The sequence below is a fragment of the Lysobacter sp. Soil_N_51 genome (assembly GCF_057655755.1).
Genome location: NZ_JBDGLR010000004.1, coordinates 486327 through 508269 on the forward strand (window position 1 = coordinate 486327; position 21943 = coordinate 508269).

The following is a 21943-nucleotide window of genomic DNA, read 5'->3' on the forward strand; positions in this document are numbered from 1 at the left end:
GAATCGGGAATCGGGAATCGGGAATCGGGAATCGGCGGCATTTTGCTTTTGCTCGTCATTCCCGCGTTCGCGGGAATGACGGCAAAAGCGGCACGACTCTGAAGTCTCTGAATCCCCGCCTTCGCGAGGATGACAAGCGAAAAGGATGACGACCGAAGTGGTATCACCCTGAAGTCGAGCAATGCCGAACGCCCCAACCGGCGATTCACGAAGAGGTCCCGAACATGACCGCGCCCCCCGCCAAGCCCCCGCGCAGCCGCTTCGCCCTGGCGGCCTTGTCGTTGCTCTTCCTCGCCGCCTTCCTCGGCCTGATCGCCCTGGGCGTCTGGCAGATCCAGCGCCGCGCCTGGAAACTCGATCTGATCCAGCGCGTCGACGCACGCGTGCACGCCCCGCCCGGCGCCGCGCCCGGCCCGGCCGACTGGGCCACCGTCAGCGCCGAGCGCGACGAATACAAACACGTCCAGCTCGAAGGCCAATACCTGCCGGTCGCGGCCACGCGCGTACAGGCCGTCACCGAACTCGGCCCCGGCTTCTGGCTGCTGCAACCGTTCCAGACCACGACCGGCGACATCGTCCTGATCAACCGCGGCTTCGCGCCGAACGAACGCAAGGCCGCCGAAGCCGGCGAAGCGCCCGCCGACACCCGCGTCACCGGCCTGCTGCGCCTGAGCGAGCCCGGCGGCGGGTTCCTGCGCAAGAACGCGCCGGCGCAGAACCGCTGGTACTCGCGCGACGTGCAGGCGATCGCGGCCAAACTCGGCCTGAAACCGGTCGCGCCCTACTTCATCGATGCCGATCGCGGCGCGGCGCTGCCGAGCGATCCCAGGGTCGAGCCGAGCTGGCCGGTCGGCGGGCTGACGGTGATAAAGTTTCCGAACAGCCACCTGTCCTACGCATTGACCTGGTTCGCGCTGGCGCTGATGGTCGTGTTCGCGGCCTGGCGCGTGTATCTGGAAGAGCAGCGCCGACGACGTAGTCACGGCGCCTGAAATCGAACTGGAACCGAACCAGAACCCAAGCCGTAACGATTCGATCCGATCAGCGTTACCGTCGCTCCGCGCACCATCCCCGCTTCCGCTACCGGCCCTCACACCATGCAGGACAGCCCCAGCATCGGCCCCGCGCCTGGCATGGCCCCGTTGACCGCCTCGCAGGACGGTACCGGGGTCAAGAACATGCACCAGCTGATCCAGTTGCGCTGGATCGCGGTGATCGGCCAGGTCGCGACCATCGTGTTCGTGCATTTCGGTTTCGGCATCCGCCTGCCGCTGATGCCGATGGCGATCGTGCTGGCCTGCCTGGCCGCGTTCAACCTGGTCAGCATGCTGCGCTGGCGACATCGCGAGGAAGTCACCAACGGCGCGCTGTTTCTGGCCCTATTGGTCGACGTGCTGACCCTGACCGCGCAGTTGTACCTCAGCGGCGGCGCGGCCAATCCGTTCGTGTTCCTGTACCTGCTGCAGGTGGTGCTGGCCGCGGTGCTGCTGCGCTCGTGGGCGAGCTGGGCGGTGGTGTTCGTGACCAGCGCCTGCTTCATCGCCCTGACCACGTTCGCAGGCCCGGTGGTGATCCCGGCCGACCCGACCCGCGGCCTCGCCGATCCCTACGTGCAGGGCATGCTGCTGTGCTTCGTGCTCAACGCGACCTTGCTGGTGGTGTTCATCACCCGCATCGGCCGGATCCTGCGCGCGCGCGACGCGCGCCTGGCCGACCTGCGCCAGCGCGCCGCCGAGGAAGAACACATCGTGCGCATGGGCCTGCTGGCGTCCGGCGCCGCGCACGAACTCGGCACGCCGCTGGCGACCCTGTCGGTGATCCTCGGCGACTGGCGCCACATGCCGCCGTTCACCCAGCAGCCCGAACTGCTGCAGGAACTCGACGAAATGCAGACCCAGCTGCACCGCTGCAAGAGCATCGTCACCGGCATCCTGCTGTCGGCCGGCGAAACCCGCGGCGAGGCGCCCGAGGAAACCACCGTCGCGGCGTTTCTGGACGACCTGGTCGGCGAATGGCGCAGCACCCGTCCGGTGCGCGGATTCGACTACCAGAACAGCTTCGGCGAGGATGCGGTCATCATTTCCGATTCCGGCCTCAAGCAGATGATCTGCAACGTGCTCGACAACGCGCTGGAGGCTTCGCCCGGCTGGGTCGGGCTGGAAGCCTGGCGCGACGAGGACAAGCTGGTGCTGCGGGTCAGCGACGCCGGCCCGGGTTTCGCCCCGGCGATGCTGTCGCATTTCGGCAAGCCGTATCAGTCCAGCAAGGGCCGCCCCGGCGGCGGCCTGGGCCTGTTCCTGTCGCTCAACGTGGTCCGCCAGCTCGGCGGCAGTATCGCCGCGCGCAATCGCGAACCCAGCGGCGCGGTGGTGACCATGAGCCTGCCGCTGTCGTCCTTGAGCGTAAGCGAGGCCGAGCATGAATGAACACGACGACACCGATGTCCCCCTCGACGAAGACGCCATCGACGGCGACGACGCGCGCCGCCTGCTGATCGTCGAGGACGACGCCGCGTTCGCGCGCACCCTGACCCGTTCGTTCGAACGCCGCGGCTACATCGTGCACAACGCGACCCATCTGGCCGACGTGGAGAAGCTGCTGGAAACCCATAGCCCCGGCTATGCGGTGGTCGACCTGAAACTGGCCGGCGGCGATTCGGGCCTGACCTGCGTACAGGCCCTGCACGAACACGACCCGGACATGCTGATCGTGGTGCTGACCGGTTACGCCAGCATCGCCACCGCGGTCGAAGCGATCAAGCTCGGCGCCTGCCATTACCTGGCCAAGCCGTCCAACACCGACGACATCGAAGCCGCGTTCGGCCGCGCCGCCGGCGATGCCACGGTCGAACTGACCGAACGCCAGACTTCGATCAAGACCCTGGAATGGGAACGCATCCACGAGATGCTCGCCGCCACCGACTTCAACATCTCCGAGACCGCGCGCCGGCTCGGCATGCACCGGCGCACCCTGGCGCGCAAGCTCGGCAAGCATCGGGTCAAGTAATTGCGTCGACGCGCGGCCGATTCGCTTCGCCTTCGTCACGCTGCCTGAAAAACGCCCGAGCCGCGCCGAGCTGGATTGCGGCCGTCGACACTCGCCTCAAATAAACCCATGCTCCGACGCCAGCCGCGTCAGCCCGATGTGACTGCGCGCGCCCAACTTTTGCATCGCCTCGGCCCGCAGCGCGCGCACCGCCGCCTGCGGCATTTTCAGGAACCTGGCGATGCCGCGGACATCGCGGCCCTGCAGGCGCATGTGGATCACCATCAACTCGCGCGCGCTCAGGCGATCGAACGGCGAACGCGCCACCAGGCTCGTCGACCCCGGCTGCGCTTCGTCCAGATAACGGCGTCCCCGCGCCACCTCGCGCACCGCCTCCAATACCCGGCTCGGCGGCGACGACTTCGACACGAAACCCATCGCGCCGGCCGCCAGCAACATCCGCGACACCGGCCCGCGTTCGCGCATCGATACCACCAGCACGCGAAAGGTCGGGTCGAAATCCAGCAGCTTGCGCGTGACCGTCAATCCATCGCTCGTGCCCAGATCGAAATCGCTGACGACCACGTCCGGCGCCGAGAACGGAATCATCCGCAACGCCATGTCGACGTCGCTCGCCTCGCCGATCACCTTGACGTCGCCATCGCCTTCGATCATCAGGCGCAGCGCCATGCGCGCGAGCGAATGATCATCGACCATGAACACATGAATCATGCCGGCCAGCCTTCCTTGTGAAGTCGCGCATTAATCCGATTCGAACCGCGGCGGCCAAGCGGAACCCCGCGCCCAGTTATCCAATGCCCGATCCGCAGCTGACTCATTCATTTTCGCGAGCAGGCCAGGCCGACAACCTATAGCGAGAATACGCTGCCAGGCGGCTGCGTTAAACGGTCCCGGCCACCCGAACTTCGACCTCTCCCCAACCGCCTGCCGGCTCGGCATCCGCCGGTGCCCTTTGGCGCGAAAACCCGGCCAACATGGGGTCGGCCAGGCGAGTTGGGGACGGAGTTTTCACATCGCAAAGGCAGGCGTCGCACGACGCCCATTGACAGCGTCGCTACCGCCCATACACCCGAAGCGACGCACATGCAGCACCGGCCCCAGACTCAGATGAACCTATGCTCCAACGCCAACCGCACTAGCCCGGTATGCGTGCGCACGCCGAGCTTGTCCATCGCCCTCGCCCGCAGCGCGCGCACGGTCGATACGGATATTTTCAGCACCTCGGCGGTACCGCGGGTATCGGCGTCCTTCAGCCGCATGCGGATCACCATCAACTCGCGCGCGCTCAAGCGTTCGAACGGCGACTGCGCCAGCATGGTCGATTACGGTACCGCGTCATCCAGATAACGACGCCCGCGCGCCACCTCGCGGATCGCGTCCAGCCATCGGCCGGGCGGTGACGACTTCGACACGAAACCCAACGCACCGGCCGCCAGCAACATCCGCGAAACCGGCCCGGGTTCGCGCATCGACACGATCACAATGCGGATGCCCGGATCGACATCGAGCAGCCTGCGCGTCACCGTCAGCCCGTCGCTCGCGCCCAGATCGAAATCGCTCACCACCACGTCCGGCGCCGAGAGCGGAATCATCCGCAACGCCTTGTCGGCGTCGCTCGCCTCGCCGATCACCTTGATGTCGCCCTCGCGTTCGAGGGTCAAGCGCAGCGCCACCCTCGCCAACGAATGGTCATCGACCACGAATACATGAATCATGCCGGCCTCGCGTCCTTGTGAAGGCGTGCATTAGCCCCGACTCGCGCTAGAACGAACAAGCGAAAAACATCGGCGCGCTGGGGCACGTCTTCTTACCGTCGCTCGCCGATCGTCACGACGAGCCGTTACCCGCTCATGATCGGACGCATAACCGTGCGATTCAATCGCAACTCCTGGTTTCGAATCGCAGCGAAAATTGCATATTTCATCGCGCATTCAGCTTGGACAAAAACACGACGAGCACAAAGAAGAAACATTAAAAACACACAAAATCAACGCACTTGTAGACGTATGTCTACAACAACCGCCAATTATCAAAAAAAATCGTCGTGCTGTTGCTTTCGTTCCCCTCATCTGGTTTCTATTGCGCAAAGCAGGACGCCGTACTCGCAAGCACGGACCCGCAGGACCGCGGGTTTATCACCAGGGGAGGAACCATATGAACGCTCCGCGACAACACGCCGAAATCACCACCATCCGACCATCATCTTCCGGTGCAGAAGTCAGACACCGCATCAGTCGCTTTGCGTTCGCGCTGAGTGGTTTCTTGTTCATAGCGCAAGCCAACGCGGGCATGCCCGTTTTCGACTACAGCGGGTTCATGACGCAAATGCGGCAGATAGGTCAGGACTACAAAGAATTCGAGCAAACAAAGAAACGCTGGGAGGAGACGGCCGACCACTACAAGCGCCTGCTCATCAACGTGAAACAAATGCAATTCGGCAAGTCGACGATGATCGACGACTTCCCGGACCGCCCCGTCGACTACGGCATGGAAGACCGCTGCCCCGGCCCCGCTGGTGGATTGGAGGGGCTTAAAGGCCGGTTCATGCCACAAATGGATGGCAATATCGTTGATCAACAGCGCACCCTGTGCCAACGAGCCGTACTGGCCGAAAACGCCAAGTACAACGACTCGGTGAAGATGCTCAGGACGTTGATCAAGCGCAATGAAGAGTTCGCCAGGATCGACGAGCAACGCCAGAACGAAGTCGGCGAAAACCCCGGCGCCCTGGAAGCCAACTCCAACGAAGCGCAACGCTTCGTGATCCGCACCCAGATGGACCTGGACTACTGGCAGGCCCGCATGCGCGCCTACGACGACTACATCCTGGCGCTGCAGAACGACCAGTCCCGGCTGGCCCGTCGGGCACTGGAAGGAAAGAAGAGCGGCAGCGGCATCGGTCGGGTGATCGGCACCAAACTTATCGAGAGCGCGTTCTCGCTCTAAACCTGTCGACCGCCATCCCCTTGCTCGAAGGAACGACTCATGGATGCACTGCTGTCTCTGCACGACTGGTTCAACCCGCACATCCAGGGCGTCGGCGACTTCGCCCTTTTCAAACTGATCAGCGGGTACTTCGACAACAAAATCGACCAGTTCGGCCTGAAATTGATGGCGCGAATGATGAAATGGGTGGGCGCCATCGCCCTGACCCTGGTGACCTTGTGGGTGATGATCGCCGGCTACCGCATGGCCACCGGCCAATCGCGCGATTCAATGATGTCCATGGTCGTCAGCATGGCCAAGATCGCGGTCATCATCAGCGTCGCCACCAGCATGTCCTGGGGCGGCACCAACCTGCACCGCTTCGTCACCGTCGACCTGGACCGCGAGATCCACTCGCTGTTCGTCGGCAGCGCGCAGAGCAGCAGCGACGCGATCGACAAGAACCTCGCCTTCATGCAGGTCGCACTGAGCGCGATCGACGCGGTGCAAGTGCCCGACAAAGACCCGGCCCTGCAACGCAAGAAAGAGCAGGCCATGCTATTTGCCGGCATTGGCACCGCCAGCCCGCCGATGGCAGCCGGCGCGATGCATCTGTTGTTCAAGTTCTCCATTGCATTGTCGATCGGCCTGGCGCCGTTATTCATCCTGTGCCTGGTCTTCGAACAAACCAAGGACCTGTTCCGACGATGGTTGCTCTACACCATAGGCACGCTGTTCTCGATGTCCTTGTTGAGCGTCGTCACCGGGTGGGTGATGGAGTTGATGGCGAAGATTGCAGTTCTGCTATGGGTCAATAAAGCGCTAAACGGCATCTTGGGTAGCGCGGCGGAAGGCTTGACGACACAGGCGATGTTCCAGGGCGGCATCGGCATCCTCATGACGTTGCTGATCGTGACGATCCCGCCGCTGGCGGCGAGCTACTTCCAGGGCACGCTGGGCAATTTCATGACGTATTCGGCGTTTGCTGGGAAAGAGCAAGGTAAGGATAAGAACACTGATTCGTCTTCAAGCCAGACGCAATCATCGGACAAAAATTCCAGCGGCGACTCAAGCGCGCCGGGCGCTACCTATAACCCTAACAACAATAGAGTGAGTGGTACCGGTCCGACGATAAATCCTGACGAAATTCGTAAGAATCAAAGGAAAGACGATTGAGCCCTCCCATGAACAGACCAAGCAAATATCTTTTTATCGCTAGCGCCTTACTTCATTCTAATTTTCTGTATGCAGAGGGCGCCTGTCCAAGCGGACATTATCAAACCACGCCAACCGGTGCCCAAGGGCCGATTGGATGCGCACCAATTCCATCGAGCGGCCCACAGAAACCAGCTTGGGCCAAACGATGGGGAGCGATTGCCAATGATGAAAAAGGCAACTGGGGCATCGTGTCCGATATGCCAAGCAAACAGAAAGCTGACTCCGCAGCACTCAGTGAGTGTCGCTCCAGGAATGGCGTGAACTGCAAGCTATCAATCACCTACTTCAATCAGTGCGCCGCTGTGGTTACAAACGGGGTACACGCCACTACAGCAAGAGCTGAAACGACTGAAAAGGCCATAAAAATTGCAAGCGAAGATTGCAAGCCGAACAACAATGGCCAGAAGTGCTGGACGTTCTACTCCGGCTGCAGCCTACCCGTAAAAATCGACGAGTAAAGCGGGTTACGTCAACGCAATATTCATCAATCAGCACCCGATGGAATCGCAGCCCTAAATTAATAAAGAGAACCTTATGCGCCTGTTAAGCGTAAAAGCCGTCGCTGTCCTGACCATCGTCACAGGCTGCTCAGCACCCAGCCATGCAGACAAACCCGCCGCAGCCGCAGTCGTATCTAGGCAGCAAACATCGCAGACCCAGAACAGCTCTAAAAAACAAGAAACGCCAGCCGCTCAAACGATGGATGCCGACGCGTGCGGAAACAGCGACCAAGATTTCGATAACTTCTTCAATGCTTACATCTACCGCCCGGAACTTCGGCCCAAGCACACATCGCCTAACATTGAAATCCGTCAGTTTGCAGACAAAAACAAGAAAATTGGCGTAGAAACCAAAGAACAGAACAAACCGTTCAAAATTGGCTTGATCAACTATCGTTGGTCCTACGTCACCTCAAACGAAAAAGCAGAAAAGTTCGACAGAATAGAAATAAAAATTCATCGCGTAGGCGAAACCATGCAAGTTGACTTCATAAGAGGTCGTTACACAAACGATGACACGCTAACAGGAACATATGGCGCCAAAGGCGCATACGTGTTTGAGCGCAAGAACAATTGTTGGCAACTGACACAAGAGTTGCGCTGAAACATTCACAAGGAGCCGTGAAATGCCAAAGTACACCATGGCCGAGTCCATCGACGCGAAAAACACCATCAACGACATCCACGATTACGAAGACATCGAACGCCATCATCCCAGCAGAGGAAATGAAAAGGGGCGTGTCTACGGAACGGTCAATGGTGAGCGCGAGGAACTGCTGGGAAATTACAATGGCACTGCGCATGTTACGCGTGACAACGACTACTTCGTATCCAAAGACCTCATCCTCAACGATGGCAAAAACGTACCTGTGCCGGCCGTGGCGAATGGCTACATCGGCGCGATCGACCCAAAAAATGGGATCGTTGAGATCTACGATCGACCCAGCACCGATCCGAATAGAGAACTGATCGCCAAATATCGTCATCTCGACCTGAGCAACACTCAGCTAAAGCCGGATATGCCGATCGAATATGGGCAGCCGTTAGCGCCGCAAGGCGGCTATAACAACGGCAATCCTAAGGCGTTCGGACCTCACGTACATATAGACATAAATACGCAGTACCTGCCGCAAATGGAACGCTATGTCCGCGACATAGACAACGGTACGATCACGACAGATACACGCCCGCCCCACTCAGAAAATCTAACTGGTGAATCCATTGTCACCAATTTATCCACGGATCGCCGCCAGGTCTATCCGGGTAGCGGAGGTAGCACCACTCCCGCAGCACCTATGGCCGACGGCGTACTCAGCCTACGCGACAATGGCCAGGAAGTGCGCGAACTGCAAACGCGCTTGAATGAACTCGGCTACACCGACGCAAGCGGCCAGCCCCTGCGCGCAGATGGCAATTTTGGTCAAAAAACCAAAGAATCCGTCAAAGCCTTCCAGCAAGATCATGACGGCTTGACCGTCGACGGCATCGCCGGCTCCAACACGCTCGCCGCACTGAAGACTGCTACTCCAAAAGATCCCGCGCAAGAAGCGCCTACTCCGACGCAGCCAGCATCAGAACAGCCGCCGTCGTCAAGCCAGCCCGCCCAACCGGTCAAGGAAGGTCATGCGCCAGCGCAAGCAGCCAACGGCCCTTTGCTTTCAGACCCGAACCACCCAGATCACGGCCTGTACCAACAAGCGCTGGCCGGCATCGAAAAGCTGGGCCCGAATGCTTTCAAGGATCAGACCGAACGCGAGCGCGCCGCGGCCACCTTGACGTACGAGGCCAAGGTCAGCGGCCTGACCAAGATCGATCACGTCGTCCCGAACGCCAGCGGCACCGGTCTGTTCGCGGTACAAGGCGCATTGAACGACCCGGCCCATCAACGCGTCTATGCCGACAAGGCCCAGGCGGTGCAGCAGCCGGTCGAGAAGACTACGGAACAGTTGAGTCAGGACGTTCCCAAGCACACCAATGCGCCATCGCAGGCTAACCAGGATCAGGTCAAGCCAATGACCATCTAATACGGTACGGAATGATTACGTCTGCATACTGCGACAACAGACGGACCGATATGCCCTTCGATCCGTTTGTTGTGCACGACTGGCCCAACCGGACCAAAGCAACCGGGCGATCGCTTCCGACGGCAGCTGACGCCCCCCGGTGAATGCACGCTCATCGCCAAGATCGGGGATAAGATCGCCGGGTACACGCGGAAACTGGCGCAAACGCTACACTTGTCCAAAGACGCGGGTCGCTAGCCGGTTCGGCCCGCGCGTGCTCGATGGCGGCTCGATGCCATCGCACCGACGTCGCAGCGGCCGCATCCTCGGGGAATCCATCGTCAACACCATCCATTACCGCGCCCGTCGTGGCTTCTCGCAGTCGACCGCGATACGGACCCTATGCTGAGCCTGATCGCCCGTCTGTTGCTGCTCGCTGGCGTCGCCTTGCTGGCGGCCGGCTTCTATTACGACGGCGAACGGCCGGCGCCGGGCGCGTTGTCGCCGTCGGTGCTGCACGATCCGTTGCAGACCCCGACCGCCCTGCCCGCCTTCGCGGCGCACGCGGGCGGTGTCGACTACGAGATCACCCCGGTCGCCGAGTACGACATTTCCGGCTTGATCGTCAGTTGGCACGATTCGGAAACCTGGTGGGATCGCGAGCACGAGCAGAGTCGCGATTATCTCAATGTCGCCGACCTGTGCATGGTCTGGGGCGCCAACGCCGCCGACGGCGCCTACGAGGTCATGAGTTTTTCCAACGGCCAATGGGTCTGCTACATCAGTTATACGGACACGAACAAGGTCGGGCCGGCGCATGTGCGCGCGATTTCCAACAACCATATCCTGACCGACAACGAGGATGTCGCCCGGCAGATCCGCGGGCTGAAGGTCGGCGATCAGGTGCGCCTGCGCGGGCAGCTCGCCAGTTACAGCCATCATTCGGGCTTCGATTTCCAGCGCGGCACCTCGACCCACCGCGACGACCAGGGCAACGGCGCCTGCGAGACGCTGTACGTGCGCGAGGTTCAGCTGTTGCAGGCCGCGCCCGCCTGGCCGAGCACCCTGCGCTGGTTCGGCGCGCTGTTGCTGCTCGCCGGTCTGATCGGTTGGTATCGCGCCCCGTTCGGCGAACGTCAGCGCTAGTTTGAACCAGCGAGGTTCGCTCACGCCGGCTCACCGCCCGGCCGCCTCGATGGCGAAGACCGGGGTTCGATCGGCCGATGTTGCAAATCCGAACACCGGGCGGTGACCGCCCGGCCGCGGTCACCGCGTTGATCGTGCTGCAACACCCCGAAACGCATCGAACCGGCCCTTCACCGGCCAGCCGTCACGGCTGCGCGGCGAGGTTCGGCGGCGCCGCGCGGGGCGGACTGGCACGGACAGGGAGGCTGGCGATGGAAGTGCCGTGTTGGGCGGTGGTGCCGCTGGCGAACGCGACGGCCGAACGACGCGCGGTGCAGGCCGCGCTTGCCGACTGCGCGCATCTGCGGTTGCTGCCCGATGGCTATCTGCAGACGGCGATACGCGGCGCCGACGGCATCGTGCTGGTATCGGGTTCCGATGACCTGGACGCGGTGCTCGAATGCATCGCCGCGATCCGGCGCGAACGCCCGCGAATGGCGATCGTGGTGAGCATGCGCGATGCCGACGAATTCGAACTCGACGCGGTGATCCGCGCCGGCGTCAGCGATTTCGTCTCGCTGCCCGCGACCTGCGCCGAATGGGGCGCGCGATTGCAGCGCGCCGGCGCCGAGGCGATGTCGGCGTGCGATACCGCTACCCCTTCTCCACAGATCGAGACCGGTGGGCCATCCGCCGCCGAGTCGTCGCCCGCGATCCGCGGCTTCGTCCACGCCAGTCCCGCCTGCGCGGCCATCGCCGCGCGCCTGCCGGTGCTGGCCGGCTGCGACGCCAGCGTGTTGATCGTCGGCGAGACCGGCACCGGCAAGGAGGTCTGCGCGCAGGCCATCCATTACTTGTCCAAGCGCGCTGATCGGCCGTGGGTGGCGGTGAATTGCGGCGCGATCCCGGTCGACCTGGTCGAGAACGAATTGTTCGGTCACGTCAAAGGCGCTTACACCAACGCCCACAGCGCCTGCACCGGCCTGGTGCGCGAGGCCGAGGGCGGCACCTTGTTTCTCGACGATGTCGACTGTCTGCCGCTGTCGGCGCAGGCCAAGCTGTTGCGCTTCCTGCAGGAGCGCGAGTACCGGCCGGTCGGTTCCAATACCGTGCAGCGCGCCGACCTGAGGGTGATCGCGGCCAGCAACTGCAACCTGTGCGTGCTCGCGCAGAACGGCGGTTTTCGTCAGGACCTGTATTACCGGCTCAACGTGCTCAACCTGACCTTGCCGCCGCTGCGCCAGCGCCGCGAGGACATCGCCTTGCTGGCGCGGCATTTCTCCGCGCATTTCTCGCGCGAGTTCGGCCGTCCCCACGGCCGCTGCGGGCCGGCGTTCACGCCCGGCGCGATGGAGCTGCTGCTGGCCCACGACTGGCCCGGCAATGTGCGCGAGCTGCGTCATGTGATCGAACGCGCGGTGTTGCTGGCGCGCGGTTCGATGCTGACGCGCGAGGACATTCAGATCGACGGCGTGCATGGCGGCGAGCCTGACCCGGCCGCATTGGCGTCGATCGCCGATGCCGAACGCGCCTCGTTCCGCAGCGCCAAGCAGCGCGTGGTCGACGACTTCGAACGCGGCTATGTCGAACGTTTGCTGGCCGTGCATGGCGGCAATGTCACCCACGCCGCACTGGCGGCGAAGAAGGACCGTCGCGCGTTCTTCGAGTTGATGCGCAAGCATCGGATCGAACCGAGTCGGTTTAGGTCGTTCGAGCATGAGCCGGGGTAGAGGCTCAGGCTGAGGTTGGTCGCTCGGGCGGGTTTCAGTCGCTCTCATCCGGCCTGCGGGTATCTTTTCGCCCTCATCCGCCCTGCGGGCACCTTCTCCCGCTCGCGGGAGAAGGCACGAGGTTGCGTCATTTTGACGAGAACTCGAAGCCGCTCTCCCGCTTGCGGGAGAGGGTTGGGGTGAGGGCACGCGCAATCGCAACAATCACGAAGCCACGCCCCCCGCCCTCATCCGCCCTGCGGGCACCTTCTCCCGCGCGCGGGAGAAGGGACGAGGTTGCGTCATTTTTACGAGAACTCGAAGCCCCTCTCCCGCTTGCGGGAGAGGGGTTGGGGTGAGGGCACGCGCAATCGCAACAATCACGAAGCCACGCCTGGCCGCCCTCATCCGCCCTGCGCGCACTTTCTCCCGCGCGCGGGAGAAGGGATGACATCGATCCGACCCGCTTTCGCCCCCAGGACAAAACCATCCCGACACCAGGACAAACACATCCTGGCTGCAAACCCTTGAGCGCCAGCCGTCGCCAGCGACCGGCGTGACCGATTGCCGACTCCAGCCAGGACGAAAACATCCTGCCGTTGTTTTCGCGCGAAAGACCCGCGTCAACGATTTCAAGCATTTACCCATTCGCGCGAACTTGGCATCGCTCTTGCAATGAATTACTCGCACAGAGGCAGGTTCGCGATGGATGACAACAACGCGGCATCAGCATGTGTCAGCAGCTTGGCCGGTTATCTACGCGCCAATCCGCTCGCATGCGATACCGCCGAGGGCATCCGCCGCTGGTGGTTGCGAACCGAACACGAGGTCGCCATGAACGAGTTGCACGACGCACTGGAGTGGATGAAACGTTGCGGCGCGATCGAAGAGATCGTCGCCGCCGACGGTCGCCGTCGTTATCGGCGGCTCGGCGACGACGCCCAGTTGGACGTGCTGTCGCAGGCGCATCGCTCGAACCCGGCGCGCGAGGACTGAGTGGCCAACTATCGCGCCATCGCCGCCACCAGCACCGCCCTCGCCGGCTTGCTGCGCGATCGTTATCCGCGCGAGGAATTCGGCGCCGGGCTGGACGTGAGCCTGTACCAGACCCGTGATTTCGAAAACCCGATGCAGGACGGCTTCTCGGTCTACCTGTTCCGCACCGCGATCAATGGCGCGGTGCGCAACCTCACCCTGCGCCGCTCGCCCGACGGCAAACGGTTCCGCCCGTCGCTGCCGATCGACCTGCACTACATGATCACGCCGTGGGCGCAGGACACCGAGCGTCAGCTGCGCATGCTCGGCTGGGCCATGCGGCTGATGGAAGACACCGGCGTGCTCAGCGCGGGCCATCTCAACCACTACATGCCCGAGACCGATACCTTCGCGCCGCACGAGGCGGTCGAACTGATCTGCGACCCGCTGTCGCTGGCCGACTATCTGACTTTGTGGGACCGCCTGCGCCGGCTGCCACCGTCGGCGACGTATGCACTGCGCATGGTGTTGATCGATTCGGACGTGACCATCGAAGACGGTCCCGCGGTGCAGACCCGGCGCTTCCACGTGGAGACCGCGACATGAGCGCGGTCCTGCTCGATGGCGAAGTCGTACAGCGCAACGCCGCGCTCGGCCTGCGCTTCTGGGACGTGGCCGCGGCGACGTCATTGATCGACGGCTTGAAGGTGGAGGTGTATCCGCTCACCCGCCCGAACGCGCGCAAGCCGGCGCTGCCCAATCCCAGCGGCGTGTACGTGGCCCATCGCGTGGATGGTCTGACATCTTTCGAATTCGATGCATCCGCAGACCCGCTGCAGGCGTGGAACGACGCCGCCGCGGCCTCACCGCCGCTGGGCGGCCGCTACCGCGTCGAGGTCAGCGATCCGCAAGGCCGCTATCTGCCGATCGCGTTCGATGCCGACCTGCCCGCACGCGGCGTGTTGTCCTGGCTCGCGCCGTGGATGTCGCCGCCGCAGCCGATCGTCTGGCCGGGCGATGCCGCCTCGCCGCCGCTGCTGCTGATCGAACGCATCCCGCTGTTCTCCTCGCCCTCGCGCCCGCCGCCGCAACCGCTGGCGGTGGTCTACGCGCAGTTGCGCGAAGCCGGCAGCGGCCACGTTCCGGCCTGGAGCCTGCTCGCGGTCGATATCGACGGCGTGCGCTGCGGCCTGGGCATGGCCGATCGCGAAGGCCGCGTCGCGGTGATGTTCCCCTACCCCGAACCGCCGCGCGCCGTGCTGGCTTCGCCGCCGCAGGCGCGCAGCGATTTCCGTTGGACGCTCGAGCTGAGCGCGTACTGGTCGACGACCTCGCCGCCGCTCGATCCGATTCCGTCGACTCCCGATCTCGCCCACGTGCTCGGCCAATTGGCCGCGCCCCGCGGCGTGATCGATTCGCTGTCCTCGCCCGCGCCGCCGCGGCGACTGGATTACCGCCGGCCGTACCTGGCCAAGACCGAGGGCCAGAACGCGGCGGACGCGTCCTGGCTGTTGCTGTCCACCTGATGACTGCACGCCCGACCGCGCCGCGCCCGCGTGCCGCTTCGCATGCCGCTCTTGGCAAGGAGAATTGCTATGTCTGAGTACCTGGCTCCCGGTGTCTTCGTCGAGGAAGTGTCGTTCCGCGCGAAATCGATCGAGGGCGTGAGCACCACCACCACCGGCTTCGTCGGTCCGACCCGCTACGGGCCGCTCAACATCGATCCGGAAATCGTCACCAGCCTGGTCGAGTTCGAACGCACCTACGGCGGCCGCGATAAATTGGTGTTCGATTCCAACGTCGAAATCGACAACTACATGTGGCACGGCGTGCGCGCGTTCTTCGAGGAAGGCGGCAAGCGCATCTACATCAGCCGCGTGTTCACGCCGCTCGACCCCACCGACACGCGTCCGGGCTGCGCCCGCGGCGGCCTGCCCGGCAGTCCCTCGTCGATGATGGTGTTCGCGCGTTTCCCCGGCCGCGCCGGCGATGCGCGGGTCAGCTTCGTGTTCAATGTCGGCCAGAGCCTGCTGTCGGATGTCGGCGGCGTGACCCTGGCCAATTCGCTGCAGGCGCGCGACGTGGTGTGGATCCGTCCACGCGCCAGCGCGCCGTCGCCGGCGATCGAGGACGGCTATTACCTGGCGTTGTGGGACGCGGCCAGCGAGAGCTGGGCGTTCGTCTCCAGCGGCGAGGACATCACCACCGCCGAGGCGCGCCTGACCGACCTGAGCGCGGCCGATTACGAACTGCGGGTGATCACCACCACCGTGGTGGTACAGCCGCTCAACGGCGGCGACACCTTCGTCGCTCCGGATCTGCCGCTGGACCCGAAGCATCAGCGCGCCGGCAGTCCCGATTCTCTGTTCGCCTATTTCGCCGAAAACCCGGCCAGCCAGAGCCGCGCGCGCACCCTGCCGATCGTGATCCGCGCCGACGACGTCGCCGCGATCGGCACCGGCACCGAATTGCTCAACGCCTTCTTCGACGCCGACCCGAACGCCTCGACCTCGCCGCCGCTCGGCCTGCGCGCCGCGCTGCAGATCAGCGACAGCACCGCCGCCGAGCGCAGCCTGGCGATCCTGCTCAGCGACGGCAACGACGGCTCGCGTCCGACCGCAGACGCCTACGGCGGCGACGTCGACAGCGCCGACCGCAAGACCGGCCTGCGCCAGTTCGAAGACCTCGAGGACATCTCGATCGTCGCCGCGCCCGGTTCGACCTACGGCTACAGCGACAGCTACGCGCTGCAGGCCCCATCGATCGTACGCGCGCTGATCCGCCATGCCGAACGCATGAAGTACTGCATCGCGGTGCTCGACAGCGGCGACAATATGGCGATCAGCGAAGTGCGGGCGATGCGCGCGCAGCTCGATTCCAAGTACGCCGCGTTGTACTACCCGTGGGTGCGGGTGCTCGATCCACTGACCCAGCGTGAGGTGCATATGCCGCCGTCGGGGTTCGTCGCCGGCATCTATGCGCGTAACGACGTCAATCGCGCCGTTTACAAAGCGCCCGCCAATGAAGTCGTCAACCTGGCGCTTGGCTTCGAACGCTTCCTCAACAAGGCCCAGCAGGAAGTGCTCAATCCCGAGGGCATCAACTGCTTCCGCTATTTCGAAGGCCGCGGCATGCGCCTGTGGGGCGCGCGCACGATCAGCTCCGATCCGGAATGGAAGTACGTCAACCTGCGCCGCTATTTCGCCTATTTGGAGCGCTCGATCGACAAGGGCACCCAGTGGGCGGTGTTCGAGCCCAACGGCGAACAGTTGTGGGCCAACGTGCGCCGCACCATCGAGGACTTCCTGCTCAACGAGTGGCAGAACGGCGCCTTGCTCGGCGACAAGCCGGAGAAGTCGTTCTTCGTCAAGTGCGACCGCTCGACGATGTCGCAGAACGACCTCGACAACGGCCGCCTGATCTGCCTGATCGGGGTCGCGCCGCTGCGTCCGGCCGAGTTCGTCATCTTCCGCATCGGCCAGTGGACGGCCGACCGCAAAGTCTGATCGGAGAGCAAGCACATGGCCACCCTTCGCGATCGCCCGTACGTGCAATTCAACTTCCTCGTCGACCTGGGCGACGGGGTCACCGACGGGCCGCAGGCCGGGTTTCAGGAACTCAGCGGCATCGGCATGGAAGTCACCGTGTCCGAATACCGCACCGGCAACGCCAAAGAAAACAGCGTGATGAAAATCACCGGCATGAACAAATCCACCGACGTGACGATGAAACGCGGCGTGATCGGTTCGCTCAACCTCTACCAGTGGCTCGACCAGATCCGCAACGGCGACCAGAAAGCCATGCGCACGGTCACCATCCATCTGCAGAACGAGGACCACACCCAGATCGTGCAGACCTGGAAGCTGTTGCGCGCGCGGATCATCAAGCACACCAGCGGCCCGTTCAACGCCAAGGGCACCGACGTGGCGATGGAAGAACTGGTGCTGGCGTACGAACGGCTGGAGATGGAGTAAGACCGTGACCACCGCGCGCCGGCTGCCGGGCATCCAGGTCGACGTGGCGCCGCCGCCCGCGGCGGACGCGTTGCCGCGCCTGGACGTGGCGGTGTTCGTCGGCTTCGCCGCGACCGGCCCGCTGCATCTGCCGGTGGCGGTGGAAAGCGTGGCGCAGTACGCGGCCGTGTTCGGCGCCGATGCGCCGCTGGCCTGGGACAGCGAACGCGGCGAACGCGTGTTCGCTCATCTCGGCCCGAGCGTGCGCGCGTTCTTCGCCAATGGCGGGCGTCGCTGCTGGGTGCTGCGGGTCGCGCGCAGCGCGGCGATGGAGCGGGTGCGATTGGGCGAGGACGCGCCGCTGCCTAGCGCGGTCGCGACCGCAAACCGCTACGCCCTGCCCGGCATGCTCGCGATCAACGGCACCGATGCGATCGCTCCTGCGATCGTCGCGGCACGTTGCGAGGGCTCGTGGTCGGATGGCTTGCGGGTCGACGCCGCGACCCAGCAGCGCGGTTTCGCGCTCGACTCGTGGTCGCTGATCGGCTCGCCCGCCGCCCATCGTTTCGCCTTTCTGACTCGGCAGCCGTTGAGCGTCGGCGACCTGCTGCAGTTCGACCAGGACCCGGCGATCAAGCTGTATGCACGGGTCGAACAGACCGCGGCGGGGACCACGCCGGCCGCGCCGTACCGCGTCGAAGTCCGTGTTCTGGCTGCGTTCGAAGCCTTGATCGGCGACGGCTCGCCGGATGAAATCAGCGGCGATGCGCGCATCGCCGGGCTCGACGACGAACTACCGGCGACCTTGCATTCGCCCAAGCCGCTCGCGGACGGTTGGGGGCCGGCCACTTTGAAACTGCAGGCGCCGCTGGCCTCCGAACAACTCAGCGTCGGCGCGTGGCTACGCTTCGCCGCGGGTGCGCAGACCGTCTGGCTACGCGTGGACGAACTCGATCGCGTCGCCGACCTGTCGATCAGCCCGATCGCCGACGACGCCATCGCGGTGTTGATCAAGGCGCAAGGCCCGGCCTGGCGCGAGCTCGATCCGGCCACGGCCTGGACCGGTCCGGTCGAGTCCGCGCACTGGCTGCAACTGGAACTGCGCGCGCTGAGCGCCGACGGCGCGCAATCGCGCCTGCGTTCGCTCGCGCTCACGCCGCTGGCCAGCGGCCATTTCTGGCAACAGCAACGCGACCAGGACTACTACCGTCAGCGCGACGATCTGGCCTCGGTACCTCCGGCCGAACTGCAACGCTATCCGCTGGCGCCGGACGATGCGCCACGACCGTTGGCGTGGTTGCCGCTGGGCGTGCAAGCAAACTTCGGCGCATCGGTCGGTCCGCTGCCGCAAACCGCGACCGCGCTGGAACGCGACGGCCTGGCCCGCTTCGATCGCGATCTGTTCCTCGATCCCGCGCTCGCCGCCGACAGCGTGCAGACCCTGATCGCGCATGCCGACGACATCCGCCTGATCCGTCCTTCGCCGCGGCCGCTGTACGGCCTGCACGCGGTGTTCGGCATCGGCGCCGGCGGCCTGTTCAACGAAGCGAGCCTGTTGTCGTTGCCCGATGCGATCCATCTGGGCTGGCAGCGCCGGCTCGATCCGCCGGACGAGCCGACGCCCGCAACGACGCCGACAACGCCGCCGCATTGGCGCGACCACCGCGGCGCCTGCCTGGGCGATCCGGCTTCGCAAGATTCTTTGTCGGCGCCGGATTTCAGCCGCTTCCTGGATTGCAGCACGCGCCTGATCGCGGCGCCGGTACTCGATGGCCCGGACGCACCGGTGTCGCCGGGCCGCTTTCGACTCAGCTGGACCCAGAGCGAAGCCGGCGCGCGTTATGCCTTGTTTGAGGCCGGCCTGGCCGACTTCAGCGACCAGCGCGAAATCTACAACGGCGAGTTGAGCGAATACGTCGCGATCAGCGAACGCGAAGGCCGTTATCACTACCGCGTCGTCGCTCAGGTCGGCGGCGAATACAGCCTGCCCTCCAATCCGGTCACGGTGCGGGTGCGGGCCGACGAATGGGTGCTGCCGACCGCGGCCACGGTCGAAGCCGGCATGGAAGCCGAATGGCTGGCCGTGCATCGCGGCGCGCTGCGCCTGGGCGCGGCCTGCGGCGATCTGTTCGTGGTGCTGTCGATGCCGCGGCATTTCCGCACCGCGCAGGCGCTGCGCTACAGCCAGCGCCTGCGCGCGGTGCGCGGCGCCGGCGCGGCGATCGATCCGCTGGCGTTGGCCTTCGACGAAGCGCGCGCGCTCAGTTACGGCGCGCTGTATTTCCCCTGGCTGCAATCCGATGCACGCAGCGGCGCGCTCGGGGCCGGCTCGCTCGGCGCACTCTCGCCGGGCGCGGCCGCGCAAGCCGGCGCTGATCGCGATCCGCAACGCCGTCTGCGGGTGGTTCCGCCTGATGGCGTCGCCACCGGCGTGTTCGCCGCGCGCGCTTCGCAGCGCGGCGCCTGGATCGCCGCGGCCAACGAACCGATGCGCGACGTGGTCGCGCTGACCCCGCGCATCGCCGACGGCGATCGCGCCGCCTTGCAGGACGCGCAGATCAATCTGCTGCGCGACGATCCACGCGGCTTCTTCGCGCTGTCCGCCGACACCCTGGCGCTGGACGAAGAACTGCGCCCGATCAACGTGCGCCGCCTGCTGATCCTGTTGCGGCGCATGGCGCTGCGGCGCGGCAGCAGCTACGTGTTCGAACCCAACGGCCCGGTGCTGTGGCGCTCGGTGCAGCGCGGTTTCGATCTGCTGCTCGGCGATCTGTTTCAGCGCGGCGCATTCGCCGGCGCCACCGCCGAGCAATCGTTCCGGGTGGTGACCGACGAAGGCGTCAATCCGCCGCAATCGGTCGAGTCCGGGCGGTTCGTGGTCGAACTGCGGGTGGCGCCGTCGCTGCCGATGCGTTTCATCGCGGTGCGCCTGGCGCAAAGCGGCGAGCGCCTCACGGTCAAGGAGGAACTGTGACATGAGCGCGCAGCCCTACCCGTTCACCAATTTCAATTTCTCGGTCGAGATCAACCGCGGCAGCGACGCCAAGCCGCTGGCCAATGCCGCGTTCGCCGAATGCGATGGGTTGGAGATGAGCATGGAGGTCAAGACCATCCGCCAGGGCGGCGACAACGGCCGGCAGATCCGCCTCAACGGCGCGGTCAGCTACGGCCAGCTCACCCTCAAGCGCGGCATGAGCGAGAACTTCGATCTGTGGGACTGGTTCCGCGACTGCGTCGCCGATCCGCGCCTGCGCGCCAACGCCGAGGTGGTGCTGCTTGCGCCCGACGGCAACACCGTGCGCGCGCGCTTCGTGTTGTCGCGCTGCGTGCCGGTCAAGCTCAAGGCGCCGGCGATGAACGCGCGCGACGGCCAGATCGCCATCGAGGAATTCCAGATGGCCTACGAAACCCTGGCGCTCAAGCGCCCGGGCGATCGCTGAGGCCGGGAGAACGCGCATGGCCCTGGAAAAAGCCCATCTGTACGAACTCGATCAGAGCTTCGCCAAAGAGAAGGACGGCGGGCGCAAGGTCGAGGTGCAGTTCAATCCGGAAACGCTGAAGGTCACCTTCGCCAACCAGATCGTGCAGCCGCAGGGCGGCGACCAGGCCGCGGGCAACGCCGGCCGCCAGTTCGTCGGCGCCGGCACTACCAAGCTCGCGCTGCAACTGTGGTTCGACGTCACCGCGATGGAAAAGGACGCGGTCGACGACGTGCGCCGGCTGACCCAGCACGTCGTCTACTTCATGACCCCGCAACCGTCCGAGCAGGACCCGAAGAAACTCGCGCCGCCCGGCGTGCGTTTTCACTGGGGCAGTTTCCTGTTCGACGGCATGGTCGAGGGCATGGAGGAAACCCTGGAGTTTTTCTCCCAGGACGGCAAGCCGCTGCGCTCGAGCATCACCATGACCTTGTCGCAGCAGAAGATCCTCGCCGCCGAGTTCAAGGGCGAAGGCAAGGTGCCGAATCAGCCCGGGCAGGCGCCGCTCAAGAGCGCCAAGCAAGGCGACTCGCTGCAATCGATGGCCGGCAAGAACGGCAAGGGCGATTGGCAGGGCATTGCGTCGGCGAACGGGATCGAGGATCCGTTGCGGATGCCGGCGGGGCAGTTGGTCGATCTGAATCTTTCGGCCGGGGCTTCGATTGGCGGCGGTTTCAGCGGCGGGATCGGTGGCGGCCTGGATGTCGGAATTTCGGGCGGGGCTTCGGTTGGGGCTGGCGCTGGTTTCGGAGCGAGCGCGTCGATCGAAACTTCGGTTGGACTGAACGCTTCGCTCGGCGGCAGCGCCAGCGGTTCGATCTCGTTCGGATGAGAGCTTTCGACGCGACACGACTTTCGATGAGGACATGGCGATGGGCGTAGTGATCAACGAATTCGAAGTGCTGAGCGATCCGCGCGGCGGCGACAAGAACGACGCGGGCGGCGCCGGCAAGAGCCAGGACGAAGCCCCGGCCAAGCTCGACCCGCACGACCTCGAAGCCGCGCAGCGGCAGTTGCAGCGACGCGCGCTGCGGATCTGGGCGCACTAGT

22 protein-coding genes and 1 pseudogene are annotated in these 21943 nt (G+C 64.4%); 20 read left to right on the top strand and 3 right to left on the bottom strand.

Annotation, left to right across the window (positions count from 1 at the left end; genetic code table 11):
- Positions 1 to 224 precede the first annotated feature (224 nt).
- The 3 genes from AC3A4T_RS09340 to AC3A4T_RS09350 all read left to right on the top strand — a co-directional run bounded on the left by AC3A4T_RS09340 (position 225) and on the right by AC3A4T_RS09350 (position 3006).
- Complete coding sequence (locus AC3A4T_RS09340) at positions 225 to 992, top strand: SURF1 family protein (protein ID WP_487675132.1); 768 nt, start codon at positions 225 to 227, stop codon at positions 990 to 992.
- Between the two features lie 141 nt (positions 993 to 1133).
- On the top strand, positions 1134 to 2426 hold the full coding sequence (locus AC3A4T_RS09345) for an ATP-binding protein (RefSeq protein ID WP_487675133.1): 1293 nt from the start codon (positions 1134 to 1136) through the stop codon (positions 2424 to 2426).
- Positions 2419 to 3006 (top strand): response regulator transcription factor, encoded by a 588-nt coding sequence (locus tag AC3A4T_RS09350; RefSeq protein WP_487675134.1) that lies wholly within the window; start codon positions 2419 to 2421, stop codon positions 3004 to 3006. Before AC3A4T_RS09345 ends, AC3A4T_RS09350 begins: the two co-directional genes overlap by 8 nt.
- Before the next feature lie 96 nt (positions 3007 to 3102).
- Here the strand turns inward: AC3A4T_RS09350 and AC3A4T_RS09355 are convergent, their stop codons facing one another.
- The 3 genes from AC3A4T_RS09355 to AC3A4T_RS09365 all read right to left on the bottom strand — a co-directional run bounded on the left by AC3A4T_RS09355 (position 3103) and on the right by AC3A4T_RS09365 (position 4721).
- Positions 3103 to 3717 carry a response regulator gene (locus AC3A4T_RS09355; protein WP_487675135.1) on the bottom strand — a complete coding sequence of 205 codons (615 nt, stop codon included), beginning with the start codon at positions 3715 to 3717 and terminating at the stop codon, positions 3103 to 3105.
- Between the two features lie 392 nt (positions 3718 to 4109).
- A complete protein-coding gene (locus tag AC3A4T_RS09360; protein ID WP_487675136.1) occupies positions 4110 to 4322 on the bottom strand; it encodes a LuxR C-terminal-related transcriptional regulator in 213 nt (70 codons plus the stop codon).
- Between the two features lie 6 nt (positions 4323 to 4328).
- Positions 4329 to 4721, bottom strand: coding sequence for a response regulator (locus AC3A4T_RS09365; protein WP_487675137.1), 393 nt, complete (start codon positions 4719 to 4721; stop codon positions 4329 to 4331).
- A 439-nt stretch (positions 4722 to 5160) separates the two neighbouring features.
- Here AC3A4T_RS09365 and AC3A4T_RS09370 point away from each other — a divergent pair, with 439 nt between their 5' ends.
- The 17 genes and pseudogenes from AC3A4T_RS09370 (at position 5161) to AC3A4T_RS09450 (ending at position 21942) form a co-directional block, all read left to right on the top strand.
- Positions 5161 to 5952, top strand: a complete 792-nt coding sequence (locus AC3A4T_RS09370) for a hypothetical protein (RefSeq protein WP_487675138.1) — start codon at positions 5161 to 5163, stop codon at positions 5950 to 5952.
- A 39-nt stretch (positions 5953 to 5991) separates the two neighbouring features.
- Positions 5992 to 7107, top strand: a complete 1116-nt coding sequence (locus AC3A4T_RS09375; RefSeq protein WP_487675139.1) for a TrbL/VirB6 family protein — start codon at positions 5992 to 5994, stop codon at positions 7105 to 7107.
- An 8-nt stretch (positions 7108 to 7115) separates the two neighbouring features.
- A complete protein-coding gene (locus AC3A4T_RS09380) occupies positions 7116 to 7607 on the top strand; it encodes a DUF4189 domain-containing protein (protein WP_487675140.1) in 492 nt (163 codons plus the stop codon).
- 76 nt (positions 7608 to 7683) lie between these two features.
- Positions 7684 to 8253 (top strand): hypothetical protein, encoded by a 570-nt coding sequence (locus tag AC3A4T_RS09385; protein ID WP_487675141.1) that lies wholly within the window; start codon positions 7684 to 7686, stop codon positions 8251 to 8253.
- A gap of 691 nt (positions 8254 to 8944) precedes the next feature.
- Positions 8945 to 9166, top strand: a pseudogene (locus tag AC3A4T_RS09390) (peptidoglycan-binding domain-containing protein); the annotation flags it as partial.
- A complete protein-coding gene (locus tag AC3A4T_RS09395; protein ID WP_487675196.1) occupies positions 9161 to 9673 on the top strand; it encodes an XVIPCD domain-containing protein in 513 nt (170 codons plus the stop codon). The pseudogene AC3A4T_RS09390 and the gene AC3A4T_RS09395, both read left to right, overlap by 6 nt.
- A 381-nt stretch (positions 9674 to 10054) precedes the next feature.
- Complete coding sequence (locus tag AC3A4T_RS09400; protein ID WP_487675142.1) at positions 10055 to 10798, top strand: hypothetical protein; 744 nt, start codon at positions 10055 to 10057, stop codon at positions 10796 to 10798.
- Between the two features lie 251 nt (positions 10799 to 11049).
- Complete coding sequence (locus tag AC3A4T_RS09405) at positions 11050 to 12507, top strand: sigma-54 interaction domain-containing protein (RefSeq protein ID WP_487675143.1); 1458 nt, start codon at positions 11050 to 11052, stop codon at positions 12505 to 12507.
- Positions 12508 to 13320: 813 nt separating this feature from the next.
- Complete coding sequence (locus tag AC3A4T_RS09410; RefSeq protein WP_487675144.1) at positions 13321 to 13482, top strand: hypothetical protein; 162 nt, start codon at positions 13321 to 13323, stop codon at positions 13480 to 13482.
- Positions 13483 to 14067, top strand: a complete 585-nt coding sequence (locus AC3A4T_RS09415; RefSeq protein ID WP_487675145.1) for a Pvc16 family protein — start codon at positions 13483 to 13485, stop codon at positions 14065 to 14067. It begins immediately after the preceding gene.
- Positions 14064 to 14987, top strand: a complete 924-nt coding sequence (locus AC3A4T_RS09420; RefSeq protein WP_487675146.1) for a hypothetical protein — start codon at positions 14064 to 14066, stop codon at positions 14985 to 14987. The genes AC3A4T_RS09415 and AC3A4T_RS09420 overlap by 4 nt, the downstream gene beginning before the upstream one ends.
- Positions 14988 to 15056: 69 nt before the next feature.
- Entirely contained in the window at positions 15057 to 16967 is a 1911-nt protein-coding gene (locus AC3A4T_RS09425; RefSeq protein WP_487675147.1) for a phage tail sheath subtilisin-like domain-containing protein, read from the top strand.
- Between the two features lie 15 nt (positions 16968 to 16982).
- The gene (locus tag AC3A4T_RS09430) at positions 16983 to 17435 is read left to right on the top strand and encodes a phage tail protein (protein WP_036107371.1); all 453 of its coding nucleotides are present in this window, start codon (positions 16983 to 16985) and stop codon (positions 17433 to 17435) included.
- Positions 17436 to 17439: 4 nt separating this feature from the next.
- Positions 17440 to 20388, top strand: coding sequence for a hypothetical protein (locus AC3A4T_RS09435; RefSeq protein ID WP_487675148.1), 2949 nt, complete (start codon positions 17440 to 17442; stop codon positions 20386 to 20388).
- A 1-nt stretch (position 20389) separates the two neighbouring features.
- Positions 20390 to 20854, top strand: coding sequence for a phage tail protein (locus AC3A4T_RS09440; protein ID WP_487675149.1), 465 nt, complete (start codon positions 20390 to 20392; stop codon positions 20852 to 20854).
- Between the two features lie 16 nt (positions 20855 to 20870).
- Positions 20871 to 21725: a CIS tube protein gene (locus AC3A4T_RS09445; protein WP_487675150.1), complete on the top strand. Its 855-nt coding sequence runs from the start codon at positions 20871 to 20873 to the stop codon at positions 21723 to 21725.
- A gap of 34 nt (positions 21726 to 21759) precedes the next feature.
- The gene (locus AC3A4T_RS09450; protein ID WP_487675151.1) at positions 21760 to 21942 is read left to right on the top strand and encodes a hypothetical protein; all 183 of its coding nucleotides are present in this window, start codon (positions 21760 to 21762) and stop codon (positions 21940 to 21942) included.
- The last annotated feature ends 1 nt before the right edge of the window (position 21943 follow it).